Origin of the sequence: Pseudomonas sp. W2Jun17, assembly GCF_023127795.1 — a bacterium.
GTDB classification, from domain to species: Bacteria; Pseudomonadota; Gammaproteobacteria; order Pseudomonadales; family Pseudomonadaceae; genus Aquipseudomonas; species Aquipseudomonas synxantha_A.
The window spans coordinates 128031-148570 of the sequence record NZ_SPKO01000040.1 but is presented as its reverse complement, the minus strand read 5'-3'; the positions used below and the strand labels follow the sequence as shown (position 1 = coordinate 148570).

Genomic DNA, 20540 nt, shown 5'->3' with positions numbered 1-20540 from the left:
GTTGGACATGGCCTTCACTTTAGCCATTGTCGACTGTTGCGACTAATATCTTCAAAGCTAGCCACTCATCTCAAAAAGGCATGACTCGTGATCTCCACGCGGCAACTGCGTTACTTCGTCGAAATCGCCGAGAGCGGCAGCTTCAGTGCCGCGGCCGAACGCCTGTTTGTGGCGCAGTCGGCCTTGAGCCGGCAGATCAAGGAACTGGAAAATCAACTGCAAACCCCATTGTTCGAACGCACCGCACGCCAACCGCGGCTCACAGCGGCCGGTGAAGCGTTCTACCCACGGGCGCGCAATTTGCTGAGTGAGTTGCTCAAGGCCAGCGAAGTGGCGACCCTAGTAGGCAATGGCCAGCTTGGCACGCTGCGCCTGAGTCACTCGAGCACAGTGCCGATGAGCGGCGCGTTGTTGCACGGCATCAGCACCTGGCTAGAGCGCTGCCCTGGAGTATCGGTGGATATCGCCAAGCTCTCCTCCGAAGCCCAGTTGGAGGACATCGCCGAGGGTCGCCTGGACGTCGGCCTGCTGCGCTTGCCCGTACTGCGCCAGCGCGACGGCGTGCGTGTGCTGCCGTTGTACACGGAGCCGTTGGTGCTGGCGGTGCCGCCGAATCATCCGTTGGCGCGCAGCGACGCGCCGGTGGAGTTGGCGCAGCTAAAGGACCAAGCGTTTATCTCGATCCCCCATCCCCAACGCGGCGGGCTGAGTTATCTGTCGGCCGAACTGTGCATGCGTGCAGGATTTTTCCCCAGGGCCGCACGGGTGATGTCGCGCAAGACCACGCAGTTGCAATTGATCCAGGCCGGTTTCGGCATTGCCTTGTTACCAAAATCCATGCAGTACATCGCCCCCGCCAACCTGCACTTTTTACCCCTGGCCGACCCGGACTGCCATAGCACCGTGGCCCTCGCCTGCGCGCAGGCGCCGAACGCGCTGGTAGAGCAGTTCTGTCAAACCCTGCACGAATGCCTATAAACTGCCGCCCATGATTAAAGATCCTTTTGCCCGTCTGGGCCTGGACCGCGAAGTCCTGACTGTCAGCCAGCTCAACGGCCGCGCGCGGGTGTTGCTGGAAGACGTGTTCACCAATATCTGGGTCGAAGGCGAAATCTCCAACCTCGCCCGCCCGGCTTCCGGCCATGTGTATTTCACCCTCAAGGACAGCGGGGCCCAGGTGCGTTGCGCGCTGTTTCGCAACAACGCTGCACGCGTGCGCCAGGCGTTGAAGGACGGCCTGGCGGTCAAAGTGCGTGGCAAGGTCTCGTTGTTCGAGGGGCGTGGCGACTATCAACTGATCCTCGACACCGTGGAACCTGCCGGCGATGGCGCGCTGCGCCTGGCCTTCGATGCCTTGAAGGAAAAGCTCAGCGCCGAAGGCCTGTTCAGCGCCGAGCGCAAGGTGCCGCTGCCCGCGCACCCGCGGCGTATCGGCATCATCAGTTCGCCGACCGGCGCGGTGATTCGCGACATCATCAGTGTGTTCCGCCGCCGGGCGCCGAACATTGAACTGACACTGATCCCGACCGCTGTGCAGGGCCGCGAGGCGATCCCGCAGATCGTGCGGGCGCTCAAACTCGCCGATGCCCGCGGCTTCGACGCGCTGATCCTGGCCCGTGGCGGCGGCTCACTGGAAGATCTCTGGTGCTTCAACGAAGAAGCCGTGGCCCGAGCGGTGGACGCCTGCGTCACGCCCATCGTCAGCGCCGTCGGCCATGAAACCGATGTGTCGATCAGCGACTTCGTGGCGGACGTGCGCGCTCCGACGCCCTCCGCCGCCGCCGAGTTGCTGGCACCGGACGCCAGCCATCTGGTGCGCCAGGTAGACAACCTGCATCGGCGCCTGGTGATGCTGATGCGTAACCGCCTGAGCCACAGCCGCCTGCGCCTGGAAGGCATGGCCCGGCGCCTGCGTCACCCGGGCGAGCGCTTGCGCCAGCAGGCACAACGTCTGGATGACCTGGACATGCGTATGCGCCGCGCCTTCGAGCGCGGCCTCAATACCCGTCGCGAGCGCTTGATTCGCCTGGAGACCCGCCTCGCCGGCCAGCATCCGGGCCGCCAATTGGCGCTGTTGCGCCAGCGCCTGGACAGCCTCGCCGAACGCCTGCCCCGAGCCATGCGCGAAGGTCTCAAGGCCCGACGCCTGCAACTGCAAAGCCAGGTGCAGACGTTGCAGGTGGTCAGCCCGCAGGCGACCCTGGGCCGTGGCTACAGCATCCTGCTGGATGAACGCGGCCAGGCGATTCGCAATGCCGCACAAACCCACACCGGCCAGCGCCTGACCGCGCGCCTGGGTGAAGGTCAACTGCAAGTGCGGGTGGAAGACAATCACCTGACCCCCGTCACCCTTTCGCTACTGGATTGATTGATGCCACGTCTACTGAGTTTGTTGCTGCTGTGCCTGTCCATGAATACCTACGCGGACAGCTATATCACCCGCACCTTGAACAAACCGGTGCCCGGTGGTGTGGCCGTGGTCGAACTGGGACCGGCCGCCACGGCGCCCAAAGCCACATACCAAGGCAAACCGGTGCTGGTGGTCAAAGAACAGGACAACTGGCTAGCCATCGTCGGTATCCCGTTGACGGTCAAGCCTGGTAACGAGCGCATCAGCAGCGGCGGGCGCAATTTGCCGTTTATCGTCGGTTACAAGAAGTACCCGGAACAGCGCATCACGCTGAAGAATAAAAGCCAGGTCAACCCTGACCCAGCCCAGCTCAAGCGCATCGAAGGCGAGTTGGCGGTACAGCTCAAGGCTTACCGCAGTTTCAGCCCCACCCTGCCGAGCAACCTGGTGCTGGACAAACCGGTGAACGGCCCGTTGTCGAGCAAGTTCGGGGTGCGGCGCTTCTTCAACGGTGAAGAGCGCAACCCGCATTCGGGCCTCGACTTCGCCGTGCCGGCCGGTACGCCGATCAAGACGCCCGCGAACGGCAAGGTGATTCTGGTTGGCAATTACTTCTTCAATGGCAACACGGTATTCGTCGACCATGGCCAGGGCTTTATCAGCATGTTCTGCCATATGTCGAAGATCGACGTGAAGGTGGGCCAGCAACTGGTGCGCGGTGCGGTCGTGGGCAAGGTGGGCTCGACCGGACGGGCGACGGGGCCGCACATGCACTGGAACGTCAGCCTGAACGATGCACGGGTTGACCCGGCTATCTTTATCGGCGCATTCCAACCCTGAAACACGCGATTGCGCGCCCCATCACCGGCGCGCAACTAAAACCAGATATCAACTTCAAAACCAGCATAAAATCTCGTTTATTCTGCGCAGAGCAGAACTTATCTCAATTTTTATCGACTGCTTGCCATCTTTCACCCCTGCGGTTAGGGTTGAGCTTATGAAAACCTCTCACACCCTCATTCAGCTTCGCCAGCACCGCAGCCTGTGCCTCGTCAGCGCACGACTGCCAGGCTGAATCGATCTGCCTCGTCCCAAGCTTTCTCCCCAAAAACAGTTTCACGGCAGGCCGCCTTTTCTCGGCCCCAACAACAAAGGATTTCCCGATGAGCATGCTCAAAGACCCGTCGTCGAAGTACCGCGCGTTCCCGACCATTGATATTCAGGACCGCACCTGGCCATCGAAGACCATCACCACCGCGCCGATCTGGTGCAGCTCTGACCTGCGTGATGGCAACCAGTCGCTGATCGAGCCGATGGACGCCGCGAAAAAGCTGCGTTTCTGGAAGACCCTGGTATCTGTAGGCGTGAAGGAAATCGAAGCCTCGTTCCCGGCCGCCTCGCAAACCGACTTCGACTTCGTGCGCACCCTGATCGAAGACAACCACATCCCCGAGGACACCACCATCCAGGTGCTGACCCAGGGCCGTGAAGACTTGATCGCACGCACCTTCGAATCCCTGCGCGGCGCCAAGAAGGCCATCGTGCACTTGTACAACGCCACGTCGCCGTCGTTCCGCCGCATCGTGTTCAACCAGGACAAGGATGGCATCAAGGCTATCGCCGTCAACGCGGCCAAACTGTTCGTCAAATACGCCGCCCAACAGCCTGAAACCCAGTGGACCTTCGAATACTCCCCGGAAACGTTCAGCGCCACTGAGTTGGAGTTCGCCAAGGAAGTCTGCGACGCAGTGATCGAGGTGTGGAACCCGACGCCCGAGCACAAGATGATCCTCAACCTGCCGGCCACCGTTGAATGCGCCACACCGAACATCTATGCCGACCAGATCGAGTGGTTCGGTCGCCATATCAACCGTCGTGACAGTGTGATCATCAGCCTGCACACCCATAACGATCGCGGCACCGGTGTCGCCGCCACCGAACTGGGCCTGATGGCCGGCGCCGACCGCGTCGAAGGCTGCCTGTTCGGCAACGGCGAGCGTACCGGCAACGTCGACCTGGTGACCGTGGCCCTGAACATGTACACCCAGGGCCTGGACCCGCAACTGGACTTCTCCGATATCGACGGTGTGCGCAAAGTCGTTGAAGAGTGCAACCAGATCCAGGTGCACCCGCGTCATCCTTATGTGGGCGACCTGGTACACACCGCATTTTCCGGCTCCCACCAGGACGCGATCCGCAAAGGCTTCTCCCAGCAGAAAGACGATGCGCTGTGGGAAGTGCCGTACTTGCCGATCGACCCGGCGGACATTGGCCGCAGCTACGAAGCGGTGATTCGTGTAAACAGCCAGTCGGGCAAAGGTGGCATCGCCTACCTGCTGGAACAGGAATACGACATCAGCTTGCCGCGTCGTATGCAGATCGAGTTCAGCCAGGTTGTGCAGGCCGAAACCGACCGCGTGGGCCTTGAGATGACTGCGCCGCAGATCTACGCCTTGCTGCAGCGTGAATACCTGCAAGCCAACACCCCGTACGCGCTGGTCAGCCATCGCCTGCAGGAAGAGAACGGCAACAGCTTTGTCGAGGTGGAAGTTTCCGGCAAGGGCCAGGGCGAAACCAACCTGCACTGGAAAGGCAAAGGCAACGGCGCGCTGGAAGCCTTGGTGGCCGGCCTGCCGATTGGCGTGGAGATCATGGACTACAACGAACATGCCATCGGTGCGGGCACCAATGCCAAGGCGGCCGCCTACATTGAACTGCGCGTGAACGGCGAACGTCCGGTGCATGGTGTGGGCATTGATGAAAACATCACCACCGCCAGCTTCAAGGCGCTGTTCAGTGCGCTGAACCGCTCGCTGAGCCAGTTGGAAGCCAAAGCGGCGTAATCGGCTGCTGAAATGTGAAAGGCCCCTGGGTGTGAATCCAGGGGCCTTTTTGCTTTGGGGTTATGGTGGCGCTGATGGCCCTATCGGGAGCAAGCCCCCTCCCACATTTGAATGTATTCGCAAATCAAAGTGGGAGGGGGCTTGCTCCCGATAGCGGTTTATCAGACAAACTGAAAGCTATCGGCATCCAGGTTCGCTGGAAACCTGGTGCGATAAGCAGCCAACTCCGCCGCATCCAGAATCACCTGGAACACCCCGTCCGCCTCCCCTGCACTCAGCAAGGTTTCACCCTGGAAATCCAGCACCTGGCTGTCGCCTGTATAGGCAAATCCTTTGCCATCCGTGCCTACCCGATTCACGGCAGCCACATAGCACAGGTTTTCAATCGCCCGCGCCGGCAACAAGCGGTTCCAATGCTGACGACGTGCACCGGGCCAATTGGCGGTGTACAGCAGCAAGTCGGTGTCCTGGGCATCGCGACTCCATACCGGGAAGCGCAGGTCGTAGCAAATCAGTGGGCGAATGCGCCAGCCCTTTAACTCAAACTGCACCTGGCGTTCGCCGGGGGTGTAGTGATCGTGCTCACCGGCCATGCGGAACAGGTGACGCTTGTCGTAATGCAGCACCTCGCCATCCGGCCTTGCCCACAACAGGCGGTTGCGGTGGCTACCGTCGGCGGCCTGGATAATCACGCTGCCAGTGATCACCGCGTTGTATTTGGTTGCCTGCGCCTGGAGCCAGTGATGGGTCGGCCCCTTTTCCGGCTCGGCGAGGGTGGCTGACTCCATGGAGAAACCGGTGGTGAACATCTCCGGCAGTATGATCAGGTCCGCACCATTGGCCTGCTCCAGCAGCAGCTCAAAATGCTCAAGGTTAGCCTGACGGTCATGCCACACCAGGCTGGTCTGAATCAGGGCGATGTTCAGATTGGGCAGTGCACTCAGATCACGCATAGCTTTTCGGCTGCTTGTTGCAGCGTCTCCTCGCGTTTGGCAAAGCACAGACGCACCAGGCGCTGGCCTTGGGGTGGGTTCTGGTAGAACACCGAGACCGGTATGGTCGCCACGCCGTGTTCGCGGGTCATCCACAAGGACATGGCAATGTCATCCAGGTCTGGGCGAATCTGTGAGTAATCCACCAGTTGGAAATAAGTGCCGCTCACCCGGGTAAAACTGAAGCGGGATGGCCCCAGCAGGTCGCAAAACATGTCGCGCTTGGCCTGGTAAAAGGCCGGCAGTTCTTCGACATGCTCCGGGTGATCAGCCATGAAGTCAGCCAAAGCGTACTGCAAAGGGGTCACGCCGCAAAAGTTGACATATTGATGCACCTTGCGCAGTTCGGCAGTCAGAGCCGGCGGCGCGACCACGTAACCGGTTTTCCAGCCGGTCACGTGATAGGTCTTGCCGAAGGAGCTGACCACGAAGGCGCGCTGATACAGCTCCTGATGGGCCAATATGCTGACGTGGGGCACACCGTCGAACACCAGGTGTTCGTAGACCTCATCGCTGACCAGGTAGATATCGCGGTCGCGGATCAGTTCGGCCAACTGGTCCAGCTCGGCGCGGCTGATCAGCGCACCAGTGGGGTTATGTGGCGAGTTGATGATGATCATGCGGGTGCGCGGCGACAGCGCCGCCTTGATCTGCTCGAAGTCGAGGGCAAAACCGTCCAGGCTCAGTTGCACATGCATGCAACGACCACCGGCCAGCTCCACCGAGGGCTCATAGCTGTCGTAGCTGGGGTCGAACACGATGACTTCATCGCCACTGTGAATCACCGCCTGGATCGCGCAGAAGATCGCCTCGGTGGCGCCAGGAGTGATGGTCACCTCGCTGTCGGCATCGACTGCGGCGCCATAACTGCGAGCAATCTTGGCGGCCACCTGCTGACGCAACACGGGCAAGCCGGTCATGGGCGCGTACTGGTTGTGACCCAGAGCGATATGCTTGCCCACTGCATCGAGTAAACCTTGCGGGCCATTGAAATCCGGGAAACCCTGGGACAGGTTGAGCGCGCCGGTTTCAGCCGCAAGTTGCGACATAGTGGTGAAAATGGTCGTGCCGACATTCGGCAGCTTGCTGGTGATCATCGGAGGCCCCTGCAGGTGAGCCCCAAGTTTTAAGCTGCCAATTGCACCGGGTCAAGGCACAAACGGCCGCGCACAAAAAAGGGCTCCAAAGGAGCCCTCTCTTGCAGCGTGTCGCTTACAACGCAAAGCTGCCGTTATTTCTTGTCACGGCGCTTCTTGTCGGCCTTCTTGTGGTGAGTCATCAAACGACGCTTCTTGTTCACCTGACGGTCGGTCAGTGTGTTCTTGTTGCCTTCGTATGGGTTCTCGCCACCCTTGAACTCGATACGGATCGGCGTACCGACCAGTTTCAAGACTCGGCGGTAAGTGTTTTCCAGGTAACGCACGTAGGACTTGGGCACCTTCTCGATCTGGTTACCGTGGATCACGATAATCGGCGGGTTGGCACCACCCAAGTGGGCGTAACGCAGTTTGATCCGACGGTTGTTGACCATCGGCGGTGCGTGCTCGCCCACGGCGTCTTCGAGGATCTGGGTCAGACGGTTGGTCGGCCAGCGGGTGACCGCGGACTTGAACGAGTTCTGTACCGAGGCGTAGAGGTTACCCACGCCAGTACCGTGCAGTGCCGAGATAAAGTGGATATCGGCGAACTCGACGAAGAACAACCGACGCTGCAGTTCGATCTTGACGTAATCGCGCTCGCTCGGCGTCATGCCGTCCCACTTGTTGATCGCGATCACCAGGGCCCGACCGGCTTCCAGGGCAAAGCCCAGCAAGTTGAGGTCGTGGTCCACCACGCCTTCGCGGGCGTCCATCACGAAGATCACCACGTTGGCGTCTTTGATCGCTTGCAGGGTTTTGACCACGGAGAACTTTTCAACTTCTTCGTGGATCTTGCCGCGCTTGCGCACACCGGCGGTGTCGATCAGCGTGTACTTCTCGTCGTTACGCTCGAACGGGATGTAGATACTGTCGCGAGTGGTGCCGGGCTGGTCGTAGACGATAACGCGGTCTTCACCGAGCATACGGTTGACCAGGGTCGACTTGCCGACGTTCGGGCGGCCGATGATAGCGATCTTGATACCGTCTTTTTCGCTCGGGCCAGGAATGCGCTTGGCTTCCTCGCCTTCAGCGACGATCTCTTCCTCGCCCTCTTCTTCCTCGACATCATCCTTGGGGAAGTCGCGCAGGGCGATTTCCAGCATCTGGGTGATGCCACGGCCGTGGGCACCCGCGACCGGGATCGCATCACCCAGGCCCATCGGGCTGAATTCGGCACGGGCCGCCTCAGGATCGATGTTGTCGATCTTGTTGGCGACCAGATAGGAACGCTTGTTGCGCTTGCGCAGGTGCTCGCCAATCATCTGGTCAGCGGCGGTATAGCCCGCGCGGGCGTCCACCAGAAACAACACGACATCGGCTTCTTCAATGGCCAGCAGCGACTGCTCGGCCATTTTTTCGTCCATGCCATGCTCGTCACCGGAGATACCACCGGTGTCGACAATAATGTAGGAGCGCCCTTGCCACTTTGCCTCACCGTATTGGCGATCACGGGTCAGACCGGACAGGTCGCCGACAATGGCGTCGCGAGTCCTGGTCAGGCGGTTGAACAAGGTGGACTTGCCGACGTTAGGTCGGCCCACCAGGGCGATTACGGGAACCATGCGGCTCTCCACTTCGTTATTTCAGAAAATACAAAAGCCGCTGCAGGGCAGCGGCTGGTGCTCGGGGCAGCATCGTCAGATGCCGCATGCCCCGCAAAAGCAGGGCCGCCTGGGGGTTACCCCAAGCATGGTTCTTACTTGATGGTCAGGGCTTCCAGCTTGCCGCCGTTGCCATACACATAAAGCATGTTACCTACCACCAGCGGACGCGCACGCAGGCCGTCGCTGTCGATACGTTGGCGACCGACAAAGCGACCATCCACCTGGCTCAGCAGGTGCAGGTAACCTTCAAAGTCACCGACTGCTACGTAGCTGGAGAAGACTTCCGGTGCCGACAGTTGGCGGCGAGCCAGCGAGTCGTTGCTCCACAGTGCAGTGGTGGAACGCTCATCGACACTTTCAACGGTGCCGGAGGCCAGGCTCACGTAGACGCTGCCAAACCCTTGGGCGACACCCGCATAGCTGGAAGCATCACGCTGCCAGTTGATGCGGCCGCTTTGCAGGTCCAGCGCGGCAACACGGCCCTGATAGGTGGCCACGTAGAGGGTTTCACCCGACAGCAGCAGGCCACCGTCGATGTCCACGACGCGGTCCAGCTCGGAACGGCCTTGCGGGATAGCCACACGGGTTTCCCACGCCGGCACGCCGTTCTGGGTATCCAGGGCGACTACTTTACCGGTCGACAGGCCAGCCACAGCGAGATTGTTGGTCACAATCGGACCACTGGTACCACGCAGGGTCAACACCGCCGGGGTGCTGTCGTACAACCAGCGTTGGTCGCCAGTGGAGGCATCCAGACCGATTACGCGGTCATCCTGGGTCTGCACCACGACGATATCGCCGTTGGTCGCTGGCGCCGAGAGCACTTCACTGGTCACGCGAGCGCGCCATTTCTCTTCGCCGGTGCTGGAGTCGAGTGCGACCACATCACCTTTGAGCGTACCGATCAGCACCATGCCGTAGCCGACACCCACACCACCGGAAACCGGCAGTTCGAGGTCTTTCTTCCACTTGACGTCGCCGTTCATGCGATCCATGGCAACCACGACGCCAGTGGAATCAGTGGCCACGATGTTGTCGCCGTCGATCGCCGGCTGCAACAGGTTGTAGAGGTCGCCCTGCCCGTCACCAATGGATTGGCTCCATTGTTTTTGCAGGACCACTTCTTCCTTGAAGCTGGTCAGCTCGGCAGGCGGCAGTTCTTTTTTGCTGTTGCTGCTGCAACCCGCGGCCAAAACGGCCAGAGCCAGCAATGCTGCATGTTTCCAACGGATCACGTCACGCATCCCCTTTGGCCAAGTCGTCGAGCTTGATTTGTAAGCCACCGACCGCCGCTTCATCAGACAGCGCCGCCTTGGCTTTTTGGTACGCAGCATGGGCTTCGTCGGTACGACCCAATTGGACCAACAGGTCGCCCTTGAGCTCTTCGCGAGTGGCCACGAATGCCTTGTCAGCATCGCCGTCGAGCAGTTTGAGTGCTTCGTCAGCCTTGTTCTGTGCCGCCAATACCTGTGCCAGGCGCTGACGTGCGATTTCACCCAGGGTCGGGTTGGTCGGCTTGTCGGCAATGGCCTTCAGCTCGGTGGCTGCGTCATCCAGCTTGCCGGTATCGACCGCGACCTTCGCGACGAACAGGCTGCCGTACTGGGCGTAGGTGCTACCGCCGAATTCGTTTTTCAGCTTGCCAGCCAGGTCTGCCACCTGTGCAGGGTCAGGCTTGCCGTCCGGCGTCAGGGTAGTTTCCAGCAATTGCTGGTAAACGATCGAGGCGCCCTGGGATTGGTTGGCCTGATACTTGGTCCAGGCTTGCCAGCCGAACACCACCACTAAAGCCAGCAGGCCGCCAGTGACCAGGGGCTTGCCGTTACGCTGCCACCAGTCCTTGAACTCGGCCAGTTGCTCATCATCAGTACTCGACACCCCAATACTCCTTAATCGCTAAATTCGGCTGTTCGACAGCTTCAACCCTGCACGACGCAGGTGGCCAAGTGCGCAGCGAGCGCATCAAAGGCAACGTTCTGTTGTTCACCCTGGCCACGCAGGGGTTTGAAACCTATCACTTGCTGGGCCAATTCGTCATCGCCAAGGATCAGTGCGTACAGCGCACCGCTCTTGTCAGCCTTCTTGAACTGGCTCTTGAAGCTGCCGGCGCCGGCATTGATCTGCAGGCGCAGGTTCGGCAGTTGGTCGCGCACCTTCTCGCTCAAGGCCAGGGCGGCCAGTTCGGCAGCCTCGCCAAAAGCGCACAGGTACACGTCCACCTGACGGGAAATTTCTTCGGGAACCTGTTCAAGGGTTTCCAGCAACAGGATCAGTCGCTCGATACCCATGGCAAGGCCCACGCCCGTAGTCGGCTTGCCGCCCATTTGCTCGACCAGGCCGTCGTAGCGACCACCGGCACACACGGTGCCTTGGGCGCCGAGCTTGTCGGTGACCCACTCGAATACGGTCTTGCTGTAGTAGTCGAGGCCACGCACCAGCTTGGGGTTGATCACGTAGGGAATCCCCGCGGCATCCAGGCGAGCCTTGAGGCCCTCGAAGTGCAAGCGGGATTCGTCGTCCAGGTAATCGGCCATTTTCGGTGCATTGACCAATACGGCCTGGGTGTCGGCGTTCTTGGTATCCAGAACGCGCAACGGGTTGGTTTTCAGACGGCGCTGGCTGTCTTCGTCCAATTTATCCAGGTGAGCCGACAGGTATTCGACCAGGGCTTCGCGATAGCGGCCCCGGGACTCGCTGGTACCCAGGCTGTTGAGTTCGAGCTTGACCGCATCGCGGATGCCCAGTTGGCCCCACAGACGCCAGGTCAGCACGATCAGCTCGGCGTCGATGTCCGGGCCGTCAAGGTTGAAGACTTCGCAACCGATCTGGTGGAACTGGCGATAGCGGCCTTTCTGCGGGCGCTCGTGGCGGAACATCGGGCCGATGTACCAGAGCTTCTGGGTTTGGCCACCACCGGTGATGCCATGTTCCAGTACGGCGCGCACGCACGCGGCAGTGCCTTCCGGACGCAGGGTCAGGGAGTCGCCGTTGCGGTCTTCGAAGGTGTACATCTCTTTTTCGACGATGTCGGTCACTTCACCGATGGAGCGTTTGAACAGCTCGGTGAACTCGACGATCGGCATGCGGATCTGCTTGTAACCGTAGTTATCCAGCAGGCGCGCGACAGTGCTTTCGAAGTAGCGCCACAGTGGCGTCTGCTCCGGCAGGATGTCGTTCATGCCACGAATGGCTTGCAGAGACTTGCTCACATCAAATCCTTAAATTCGTTCAATCAGCCGCGAGCGATCAGCGCTGCGTCAGCGGCGACCTTCTCGGCCGCTTTCTCGCGGATCAGCTTTTCCAGCTCATCCACCAGATTGTCATTCGTTAGCTTCTGCGACGGCTTGCCGTCGATGTAAATCAAATTCGGCGTACCACCGGTCAGGCCCACATGAGCCTCTTTGGCCTCACCCGGCCCGTTGACTACACAACCGATGACTGCGACATCCAGCGGCACCAGCAGGTCTTCGAGGCGCAGCTCCAGGTCGTTCATGGTTTTCACCACGTCGAAGTTCTGCCGCGAGCAGCTCGGGCAGGCAATGAAGTTGATACCACGGGAACGCAAACGCAGGGATTTGAGAATGTCGTAGCCGACCTTCACTTCCTCTACGGGGTCTGCCGCCAGGGAGATGCGGATAGTATCGCCAATCCCTTCGGCGAGCAGCATACCGAGACCCACCGCAGATTTCACTGTGCCTGAGCGCAAACCGCCAGCTTCAGTGATACCCAAGTGCAGTGGTTGCACGATTTCCTTGGCCAGCAGGCGGTAGGCTTCTACCGCCATGAACACATCGGAGGCCTTTACGCTGACCTTGAAGTCCTGGAAATTCAGGCGCTCCAGGTGCTCAACGTGGCGCAGTGCCGACTCGACCAGCGCCGCCGGGGTAGGCTCGCCGTATTTTTTTTGCAGGTCTTTTTCCAGGGAGCCGGCGTTCACGCCAATGCGGATCGGAATCCCACGATCACGGGCAGCGTCCACCACGGCGCGCACGCGGTCTTCGCGACCGATGTTGCCCGGGTTGATACGCAGGCAGTCCACACCCAGCTCGGCCACGCGCAGTGCAATCTTGTAGTCGAAGTGAATATCGGCAACCAGCGGCACCTTGACCAACTGCTTGATGCGGCCGAAAGCCTCGGCGGCATCCATGTCCGGTACGGAAACCCGCACGATGTCTACGCCGGCCGCTTCCAGGCGATTGATCTGGGCGACGGTGGCGGCCACATCGTTAGTGTCGCTGTTGGTCATGCTTTGCACTGCAATGGGGGCATCGCCCCCCACCGGCACCGAGCCGACCCAGATCTTGCGCGATACGCGACGTTTGATTGGAGATTCGCCGTGCATGACTATTGTCCCAACTTGAGGCGAGCGGTCTCGCCACTGGTGAACGGCGCCACGTCTACAGGCTGGCCGTTGTAGGCCACTTGCGCGCCACGGGCAAAGCCCAGACGCAGCGTCAAAGGAGGCTTGCCGCCCTGGTCAAGCGTATCTCCCTTACGCTTCAAACCGCTGAACAGCACTTTGCCGTTGCCATCGGTGACCTGCGTCCAGCAGTCAGCGATGAAGGTGATCTGTACGCGCCCGTCACCGGCGATCAACGCAGGGGTGGTCGGAGGCGACATTGCTGGCGCTGCCGGTGCGGCTGGCGCAGGCGTCGCGGGTGCGGGTGCGGGTGCCGCAGGAGCTTGAACCACGGGTGCTGCCGGGGTCACCGGCGCCTGTACCGCCGCAGTGTCAGCAGGCGTGGTGCCCACTTGCGGCGCCGGCTGCTCAGCCGTAGCCGGCACTTGCGGTGCGGCCTGCCCTTCGGCAACTGCCTGGTCTTCCGGCTCGTCCAGCGGATGAATCTGGGTGGTGCCATCGGCGCTTTCGACTTCGACGTGCTCCATGGCGTTGCTGGTCAGGTCTTTGTTGCGCTGGGAGGCCTGGTCTTGCCACCAGACGAAACCGCCGCCGACCACGGCAACCAGCAGCAACAGGCTGACAATCCGCAAAATCGTGTGGGAAACCCGCGTTGGCTCTTCGATGCGCCCAAGGCCATGGACATTGCTGCCCTGGGCATCGGTACCGGTGAACTGGTCGAATTCCTGCACCAGCACCGCCTGGTCAATACCCAGCAATTTGGCGTAGGCGCGAATATAGCCACGGGCAAAGGTGTGCCCAGGCAGCTTGTCGAACGCGCCGGCTTCCAGATTGGCCAGGGACGTGCTGGTCAAATTGAGCTTGAGGGCCACTTCCGCCAGCGACCAACCATTGCTTTCGCGGGCCTGACGCAAGGTTTCGCCTGGGTTTACGCGATTAGCTGCTACATCTTCCGGGTGCGCGGCTTTCATCATTGCTCCGACAGGTATTGCTGATATTCCGGCGTACCGGGATAGAGTCGTTCGAGTTGCTGGCCAAAACGTGCGGCCGTGTCGTGTTCTTCATGAACCGTCGCCAGGCGCACACCGAGCAATAGACTACGTGCATTTTGCCCGCTGAGCAGGCTAAAACGCTCGTAATAGTCTCGTGCCGGCACATAATGCCTGTCTTCGTAAGACAACTCAGCCATTTCGAGCAAAGCCCGTGGCTGGCGACTGTTCAGATGCAGGGCTTTTTCCAGCTGCTGACGCGCGCTGTCGCGCTGACCCAGGCGCATCGAGGTCACCCCGAGGTTCTCGAACACCCGCGAACGCTCAGGATAAAGAGTATCGGCGCTGGCTTGCTGGAAATAAGCGGCGGCTTGGTCATACCGTTTCTGCTCGAACAGGAAACTGCCATAGTTGTTCAGCAACCTGGGATCGGCAGGACGGGAAGCCAGGGCCTTGCTGAAATAGCGGTCGGCCAGCTCAGGCTCTGCCTGGGCCTGAAACACCAGAGCCAGTGCGGCGTTGGCATCGGCATCCGCGCTGTCCAGTTCAAGGGCCTTTTTCAGCGGCACCTTGGCTTGCTCGCTCATACCTTGACGCAAATACCCCAAGCCCAATTGCACATAGGCAACCCGCGCCTCATCACGGCCTTTAGTGGTGTGCAAAGGGCTGTCATGGCCCGATGAAACACAACCGGCAACGAGGCCGGTAAGCAGTAAAAGCAGCGCAAGGCGCAAGGGCATAGAGATCCTCTCTCAGATTCGATTCACAGCAATTTGCGGCAAATCTTCGGCGGCGTTAAGTTCGCGCACGGCGATATAACGTTCGCTGCGGCGGGTGCGGTCCATCACCTGCCCTACCAATTGGCCACAGGCGGCGTCGATGTCTTCACCACGGGTGGTGCGTACGGTGACGTTGTAGCCGGCCTGGTGCAGTTGATCCTGGAAACGGCGGATGGCGTTGTTGCTCGGCCGCTCGTAGCCAGAATGTGGAAACGGGTTGAACGGGATCAGGTTGATCTTGCACGGCGTGTTCTTGAGCAACTCGATCATCTCGACCGCGTGCTCGACCTTGTCGTTGATGTCCTTGAGCATGGTGTACTCAATGGTCAGCACACGCTTCTCACCCAAGGTCGCCATGTAACGCTGGCAAGATTCGAGCAGCATCTTAAGCGGATACTTCTTGTTGATCGGCACCAATTGGTTACGCAATGCGTCATTCGGTGCGTGCAACGACAACGCCAGGGAGACGTCGATGTGCTTGGCCAGCTCATCGATCATCGGCACCACGCCGGAGGTCGACAGGGTCACACGGCGCTTGGAGATGCCGTAGCCCAGGTCGTCCATCATCAGGTGCATGGCCGCAATCACGTTGCCGAAGTTCAGCAGCGGCTCACCCATGCCCATCATCACCACGTTGGTGATGGCACGGTCGACGGTCGCCGGGACGCTGCCAAAGGATTTGTTGGCAATCCACACCTGGCCGATGACTTCGGCGGCGGTGAGGTTGCTATTGAAGCCTTGCTTGCCGGTGGAGCAGAAACTGCAATCCAGGGCACAGCCTGCCTGGGACGAAACGCACAAGGTGCCGCGTTTGCCCTGGGGAATGTACACGGTCTCGACGCAGCTGCCGGACGCCACGCGCACCACCCATTTACGGGTGCCGTCGCTGGAGATGTCCTCGCTGACAACCTCGGGACCACGCACCTCGGCAATGGCCTTGAGCTTGTCGCGCAGGGCCTTGCTGACGTTCGTCATGGCGTCGAAATCGTCGACGCCAAAGTGGTGAATCCACTTCATTACCTGACCGGCACGGAAACGCTTCTCCCCGATTGAGTCGAAGAATTTCTCCATTTCCGGCTGAGTCAGACCCAGCAGGTTGGTTTTAACAGTCGATGTAGTCATGGATTCACCCTCACTCTTTAAGCCGATGCTTAGCGAGCGGTTACTTCAGTAGCAGCGAAAAAGTACGAGATTTCGCGAGCAGCAGCGGCTTCGGAGTCCGAACCATGAACAGCGTTGGCATCGATGGACTCAGCGAAGTCAGCACGAATGGTGCCGGCAGCCGCTTCTTTAGGGTTGGTAGCGCCCATCAGCTCACGGTTCAGAGCGATAGCGTTTTCGCCTTCCAGAACCTGAACAACAACAGGACCGGAGATCATGAAGGCAACCAGGTCGCCGAAGAAGCCACGAGCGCTGTGCTCAGCGTAGAAGCCTTCAGCTTCAGCCTTGGACAGTTGCTTGAGTTTCGAAGCTACAACCTTCAGGCCGGCTTTTTCGAAACGAGTGGTGATCTCGCCGATGACGTTTTTTGCAACAGCGTCAGGCTTGATGATGGAGAAAGTACGTTGAACAGCCATGGTGTAACTCCAGAAACGGTAATTTACGAAAAATTAAACCCGCGAATTATACGCGGGTTATTGGGTATTGCCTAACTGCGTAAAAAGGCGGCTCAGTCTGCTTCTTCGATCCACAGGCCTTGAATCGCCTCCAGGACCTTTTCGCCACCCCGGTCAGGGATGTCGTCAAAATCCGGCAGCGCCATTACGAGGTTGCGCAGCTTGACGAAGTTCACGGTAAGAGGATTGACCTCAGGGTGAGCTTCGGCAAGTTGTATAGCGATTTCTTGTACATCAACCCATTTCAGGCTCATGACATTTCCTTGAATCAATGCGGCGCTTCGGCCGCATGGTTGAGCGAATATTTCGGAATTTCAACGGTGAGGTCTTCAGTCCCCACTTTCGCCTGGCAACTCAGACGCGACGTCGGCTCCAGCCCCCACGCCCTATCAAGATAGTCTTCTTCCAGGTCGTCAGCCTCATTAAGGCTGTCGAAACCTTTACGAATGATGCAGTGGCAAGTGGTGCAGGCATTGACGCCACCACACGCACTTTCAATCTCGATATGGTTGTCGTGCGCGACGTCAAGCAGGGACTTGCCGGTCTCTGCCTCCACGACCATGCCATCCGGGCAGTGTTCGGCGTGCGGTAGAAAAGTGACCTGCGGCATCAGTTATTCCTCGATTTCATTCAGGTTGCGGCCCGCCAGTGCGGCTTTCACCGTCTGATCCATACGACGGGCGGCAAAGGCATCAGTCACTTGCGACAGGCGCTTGGTCTGTTGCTCGATGGCGTAACCATCGTTGCCTTTCATCAGTTCGGCCAATTCCTGCATCTGCAGGTCGATGACCATGCGCTCTTCGGCATCCAGCAGGCGCTCGCCGTCGGCTTCAAGGGCGCCCTGCACCGCTTCGAGCAGGCGCTGGGCATCCACTTGCTGCTCACGCAGTACGCGGGCAACCTTGTCGTCACCGGCATACTGGAACGAGTCCTTGAGCATCTTGGCGATTTCGCCGTCGGTCAGGCCGTAGGACGGTTTGACCTGGATGCTGGCCTCAACGCCCGAGGCCAGTTCACGCGCAGCCACGCTGAGCAGGCCATCGGCGTCGACCTGATAGGTGACGCGAATCTTCGCTGCACCAGCCACCATCGCCGGGATGCCGCGCAGTTCAAAGCGCGCCAGGGAGCGGCAGTCGCTGATCAGCTCGCGCTCGCCTTGCAGCACATGAATCATCATGGCCGTCTGGCCGTCTTTGTAGGTGGTGAAATCCTGGGCGCGCGCGACGGGGATGGTGGTGTTGCGTGGAATCACCTTCTCCATCAGGCCGCCCATGGTTTCCAGGCCCAGGGACAAAGGAATCACGTCGAGCAGCAGCAGTTCGCCACCGTCGCGCTTGTTGCCGGCCAGGGTGTCGGCCTGGATCGCAGCACCGATGGCGACCACTTGATCCGGGTCGATTTCAGTCAGCGGCTGGCGACCAAAGGCTTCGGCGACGGCTTCGCGCACGCGCGGCACACGGGTCGAACCGCCAACCATGACCACGGCCGCCACATCTTCCAGTTCAACACCGGAGTCACGTACGGCACGGCGGCAAGCCCTGAGGCTGCGAGCGACCATCGGCTCGATCAGCGCATCGAAGGCCTCACGGGTCAGTTGAGCCGACCATGAGCCGTAGCAAACCTCTACAGAGTTGGCGTCCGTCAGTGCTTCTTTGGCCGCACAGGCAGTTTGCAGCAAATTACGCTGCGCGCCCGGGTCCAGGTCGGCAGACAAACCGGCGCTGGTGATGATCCAGCCGGCGATGGCGTGGTCGAAGTCATCGCCGCCCAGGGCACTGTCGCCACCGGTGGCCAGCACTTCGAAAACACCGCCGGTCAGGCGCAGGATCGAAATATCGAAGGTGCCGCCGCCCAGATCATAAATGGCAACCAGGCCTTCAGCGTGCTGATCGAGGCCGTAGGCCACAGCCGCAGCGGTCGGCTCGTTGAGCAGGCGCAGTACATTCAGGCCCGCCAGTTTCGCCGCGTCCTTGGTGGCTTGGCGCTGGGCGTCATCGAAATACGCCGGAACGGTGATCACCGCCCCGACCAGCTCGCCGCCCAAGGTTTTTTCCGCACGCTGGCGCAGCACCTTGAGGATATCAGCCGACACTTCGACCGGGCTTTTCGGGCCCTGGACGGTGTCGATAAACGGCATATGGGACTCACCGCCGACAAAGCGGTACGGCAACTGGTCGCCCAACTGCTTGACGTCGGACAGCCCACGACCCATCAAGCGCTTGACCGACAGCACAGTGTTCAGGGGGTCCGAGGACGCGGCCAACTTGGCCGACTCACCCACTTCGGTACGATCAGGGTGGTAACGCACGGCGGACGGCAGGATCACCTGCCCATCGGCATCGGGCAGAGGCTCGGACAGGCCACTGCGCAAGGCAGCAACCAGGGAATTGGTGGTGCCCAGGTCAATCCCGACCGCCAGGCGACGCTGGTGCGGTTGAGGGCTTTGGCCGGGTTCGGCGATTTGCAGTAGGGCCATGGTAATCAGGTCTTATCTGTCTATCAGGCGTGCATCACGGGCAGCACTGGGTTAATCGTCGAGGCGCTCTTCTAGCTGGCGCACTTCGTAGGTGAGCTTGTCGAGGAACTGCATACGCCGCATCAGGCGCTCGGCCTGTTCACGTTGCGCAGCATCATCCCAACAGGCCGCAAAGCTTTCGTTGAGCTCGTCCTGGGCAGTTTTCAGACGACGTTTGAAGACCGCGACACCCGCCACATCGGCTTCGTCCTGCAGATCTTCGAGCTCTTCACGCCATTGCATCTGCTGCATCAGGAAGTCCGGGTCATGCACGGTGACTTCCATCGGCAACTCACCGCCCTTCATCGCCAGCAAATAGCGCGCGCGTTTGGGGGGGCTTTTGAGCGTCTGATAGGCTTCGTTGAGGCTGGCCGATTGCTCCAGGGCCAGGCGTTGCTCACGCTCGGAAGCGTCGGCAAAGCGGTCCGGATGCACCCCACGCGCCAGTTCTCGATAGCGCGTGGCAAGCTGCTCGAGGTCCAGCCGAAAGCTCGGCTGCAGCTCGAATAAAGCGAAATGACAAGGAGTACCCACGAGTAGCCTCAGATGTTGAAGCTTTCGCCGCAGCCACATTCACCGCGCACGTTGGGGTTGTTGAACTTGAAGCCTTCGTTCAACCCTTCCTTGACGAAATCGAGCTCGGTGCCGTCCAGGTAGGTCAGGCTCTTGGGGTCGATGATCACTTTCTCGCCGTGACTTTCGAACACCTGGTCCTCTTCAACCACCTCGTCGACAAACTCCAGCACGTAGGCAAGGCCGGAACAGCCCGTGGTGCGTACACCCAGACGAATCCCCTCACCTTTACCGCGCCCATTCAGGGAGCGGCGAATGTGCTGCGCAGCCGCTTCTGTCATGCTGATAGCCATCGTTGACTCCTTACTCGTCGCCAAATGCTTAGATCAAGCCTTTCTTCTGCTTGTAGTCGCGAACCGCCGCCTTGATGGCGTCTTCAGCGAGTACGGAGCAGTGGATTTTCACTGGCGGCAGGGCCAGTTCTTCGGCCAGCTGGGTGTTGCTGATGGTGACAGCCTCATCCAGGGACTTGCCTTTCATCCACTCGGTCGCAAGGGAACTGGAGGCGATGGCCGAACCGCAGCCATAGGTCTTGAACTTGGCATCTTCGATAATGCCCTGTTCGTTGACCTTGATCTGCAGGCGCATCACATCGCCGCACGCCGGAGCGCCGACCATGCCGGTGCCGACATCAGGATCTTCCGCGTTCATCTTGCCGACGTTGCGCGGGTTTTCGTAGTGGTCGATGACCTTTTCGCTGTAAGCCATGGTACTGAATCCTCACTCATCAGGGCCGCTCTGGAACCCTGTAGAAACGCCTGCGTTTACCGCCACGTTCCT

At 60.1% G+C, this 20540-nt stretch carries 21 protein-coding genes; 4 read left to right on the top strand and 17 right to left on the bottom strand.

All coding sequences use genetic code 11. The features are described 5' to 3' along the window. Positions 1 to 87: 87 nt before the first annotated feature. The 4 genes from E4O98_RS26835 (at position 88) to leuA (ending at position 5193) form a co-directional block, all read left to right on the top strand. Complete coding sequence (locus E4O98_RS26835) at positions 88 to 978, top strand: LysR family transcriptional regulator (protein ID WP_228308940.1); 891 nt, start codon at positions 88 to 90, stop codon at positions 976 to 978. A 10-nt stretch (positions 979 to 988) separates the two neighbouring features. Then, positions 989 to 2368, top strand: a complete 1380-nt coding sequence (gene xseA, locus E4O98_RS26830) for an exodeoxyribonuclease VII large subunit (RefSeq protein ID WP_248136725.1) — start codon at positions 989 to 991, stop codon at positions 2366 to 2368. 3 nt (positions 2369 to 2371) lie between these two features. Next, positions 2372 to 3190 carry a M23 family metallopeptidase gene (locus E4O98_RS26825; protein ID WP_032879612.1) on the top strand — a complete coding sequence of 273 codons (819 nt, stop codon included), beginning with the start codon at positions 2372 to 2374 and terminating at the stop codon, positions 3188 to 3190. Between the two features lie 323 nt (positions 3191 to 3513). Further along, entirely contained in the window at positions 3514 to 5193 is a 1680-nt protein-coding gene (gene leuA / locus E4O98_RS26820; RefSeq protein ID WP_103734900.1) for a 2-isopropylmalate synthase, read from the top strand. A gap of 161 nt (positions 5194 to 5354) precedes the next feature. Here the strand turns inward: leuA and E4O98_RS26815 are convergent, their stop codons facing one another. The 17 genes from E4O98_RS26815 to iscU form a co-directional block, all read right to left on the bottom strand. Next, entirely contained in the window at positions 5355 to 6146 is a 792-nt protein-coding gene (locus E4O98_RS26815) for an amidohydrolase (protein WP_032879610.1), read from the bottom strand. Then, positions 6134 to 7282: a pyridoxal phosphate-dependent aminotransferase gene (locus E4O98_RS26810; RefSeq protein ID WP_248136723.1), complete on the bottom strand. Its 1149-nt coding sequence runs from the start codon at positions 7280 to 7282 to the stop codon at positions 6134 to 6136. The genes E4O98_RS26815 and E4O98_RS26810 overlap by 13 nt, the downstream gene beginning before the upstream one ends. A gap of 134 nt (positions 7283 to 7416) precedes the next feature. Further along, positions 7417 to 8886, bottom strand: a complete 1470-nt coding sequence (gene der / locus E4O98_RS26805; protein WP_248136721.1) for a ribosome biogenesis GTPase Der — start codon at positions 8884 to 8886, stop codon at positions 7417 to 7419. A gap of 134 nt (positions 8887 to 9020) precedes the next feature. Beyond that, positions 9021 to 10172: an outer membrane protein assembly factor BamB gene (bamB, locus tag E4O98_RS26800; RefSeq protein WP_005791169.1), complete on the bottom strand. Its 1152-nt coding sequence runs from the start codon at positions 10170 to 10172 to the stop codon at positions 9021 to 9023. Continuing rightward, a complete protein-coding gene (locus E4O98_RS26795) occupies positions 10165 to 10806 on the bottom strand; it encodes a YfgM family protein (RefSeq protein WP_003194010.1) in 642 nt (213 codons plus the stop codon). Before E4O98_RS26795 ends, bamB begins: the two co-directional genes overlap by 8 nt. 41 nt (positions 10807 to 10847) lie before the next feature. Beyond that, positions 10848 to 12137, bottom strand: coding sequence for a histidine--tRNA ligase (gene hisS / locus E4O98_RS26790; RefSeq protein WP_248136719.1), 1290 nt, complete (start codon positions 12135 to 12137; stop codon positions 10848 to 10850). 23 nt (positions 12138 to 12160) lie between these two features. Then, on the bottom strand, positions 12161 to 13270 hold the full coding sequence (ispG, locus tag E4O98_RS26785; protein ID WP_003175952.1) for a flavodoxin-dependent (E)-4-hydroxy-3-methylbut-2-enyl-diphosphate synthase: 1110 nt from the start codon (positions 13268 to 13270) through the stop codon (positions 12161 to 12163). Positions 13271 to 13272: 2 nt separating this feature from the next. Then, the gene (locus E4O98_RS26780; RefSeq protein WP_148852661.1) at positions 13273 to 14259 is read right to left on the bottom strand and encodes a RodZ family helix-turn-helix domain-containing protein; all 987 of its coding nucleotides are present in this window, start codon (positions 14257 to 14259) and stop codon (positions 13273 to 13275) included. Then, a complete protein-coding gene (gene pilW, locus E4O98_RS26775; RefSeq protein WP_032879606.1) occupies positions 14259 to 15017 on the bottom strand; it encodes a type IV pilus biogenesis/stability protein PilW in 759 nt (252 codons plus the stop codon). Before pilW ends, E4O98_RS26780 begins: the two co-directional genes overlap by 1 nt. 12 nt (positions 15018 to 15029) lie before the next feature. Further along, entirely contained in the window at positions 15030 to 16178 is a 1149-nt protein-coding gene (gene rlmN, locus E4O98_RS26770) for a 23S rRNA (adenine(2503)-C(2))-methyltransferase RlmN (protein WP_248136717.1), read from the bottom strand. A 29-nt stretch (positions 16179 to 16207) separates the two neighbouring features. Then, positions 16208 to 16633 carry a nucleoside-diphosphate kinase gene (ndk, locus tag E4O98_RS26765; protein WP_003175956.1) on the bottom strand — a complete coding sequence of 142 codons (426 nt, stop codon included), beginning with the start codon at positions 16631 to 16633 and terminating at the stop codon, positions 16208 to 16210. Positions 16634 to 16725: 92 nt separating this feature from the next. Beyond that, a complete protein-coding gene (gene iscX / locus E4O98_RS26760) occupies positions 16726 to 16926 on the bottom strand; it encodes a Fe-S cluster assembly protein IscX (protein WP_032879605.1) in 201 nt (66 codons plus the stop codon). A gap of 14 nt (positions 16927 to 16940) precedes the next feature. Then, positions 16941 to 17282 carry an ISC system 2Fe-2S type ferredoxin gene (gene fdx / locus E4O98_RS26755; RefSeq protein ID WP_005791182.1) on the bottom strand — a complete coding sequence of 114 codons (342 nt, stop codon included), beginning with the start codon at positions 17280 to 17282 and terminating at the stop codon, positions 16941 to 16943. A 3-nt stretch (positions 17283 to 17285) separates the two neighbouring features. After that, entirely contained in the window at positions 17286 to 19148 is a 1863-nt protein-coding gene (gene hscA, locus E4O98_RS26750; protein WP_078822258.1) for a Fe-S protein assembly chaperone HscA, read from the bottom strand. 51 nt (positions 19149 to 19199) lie between these two features. After that, positions 19200 to 19721: a co-chaperone HscB gene (gene hscB / locus E4O98_RS26745; protein WP_005791186.1), complete on the bottom strand. Its 522-nt coding sequence runs from the start codon at positions 19719 to 19721 to the stop codon at positions 19200 to 19202. An 8-nt stretch (positions 19722 to 19729) separates the two neighbouring features. Then, positions 19730 to 20053, bottom strand: coding sequence for an iron-sulfur cluster assembly protein IscA (gene iscA, locus E4O98_RS26740; protein ID WP_003209680.1), 324 nt, complete (start codon positions 20051 to 20053; stop codon positions 19730 to 19732). A gap of 28 nt (positions 20054 to 20081) precedes the next feature. Then, positions 20082 to 20468: a Fe-S cluster assembly scaffold IscU gene (iscU, locus tag E4O98_RS26735; RefSeq protein ID WP_032879603.1), complete on the bottom strand. Its 387-nt coding sequence runs from the start codon at positions 20466 to 20468 to the stop codon at positions 20082 to 20084. Positions 20469 to 20540 lie beyond the last annotated feature (72 nt).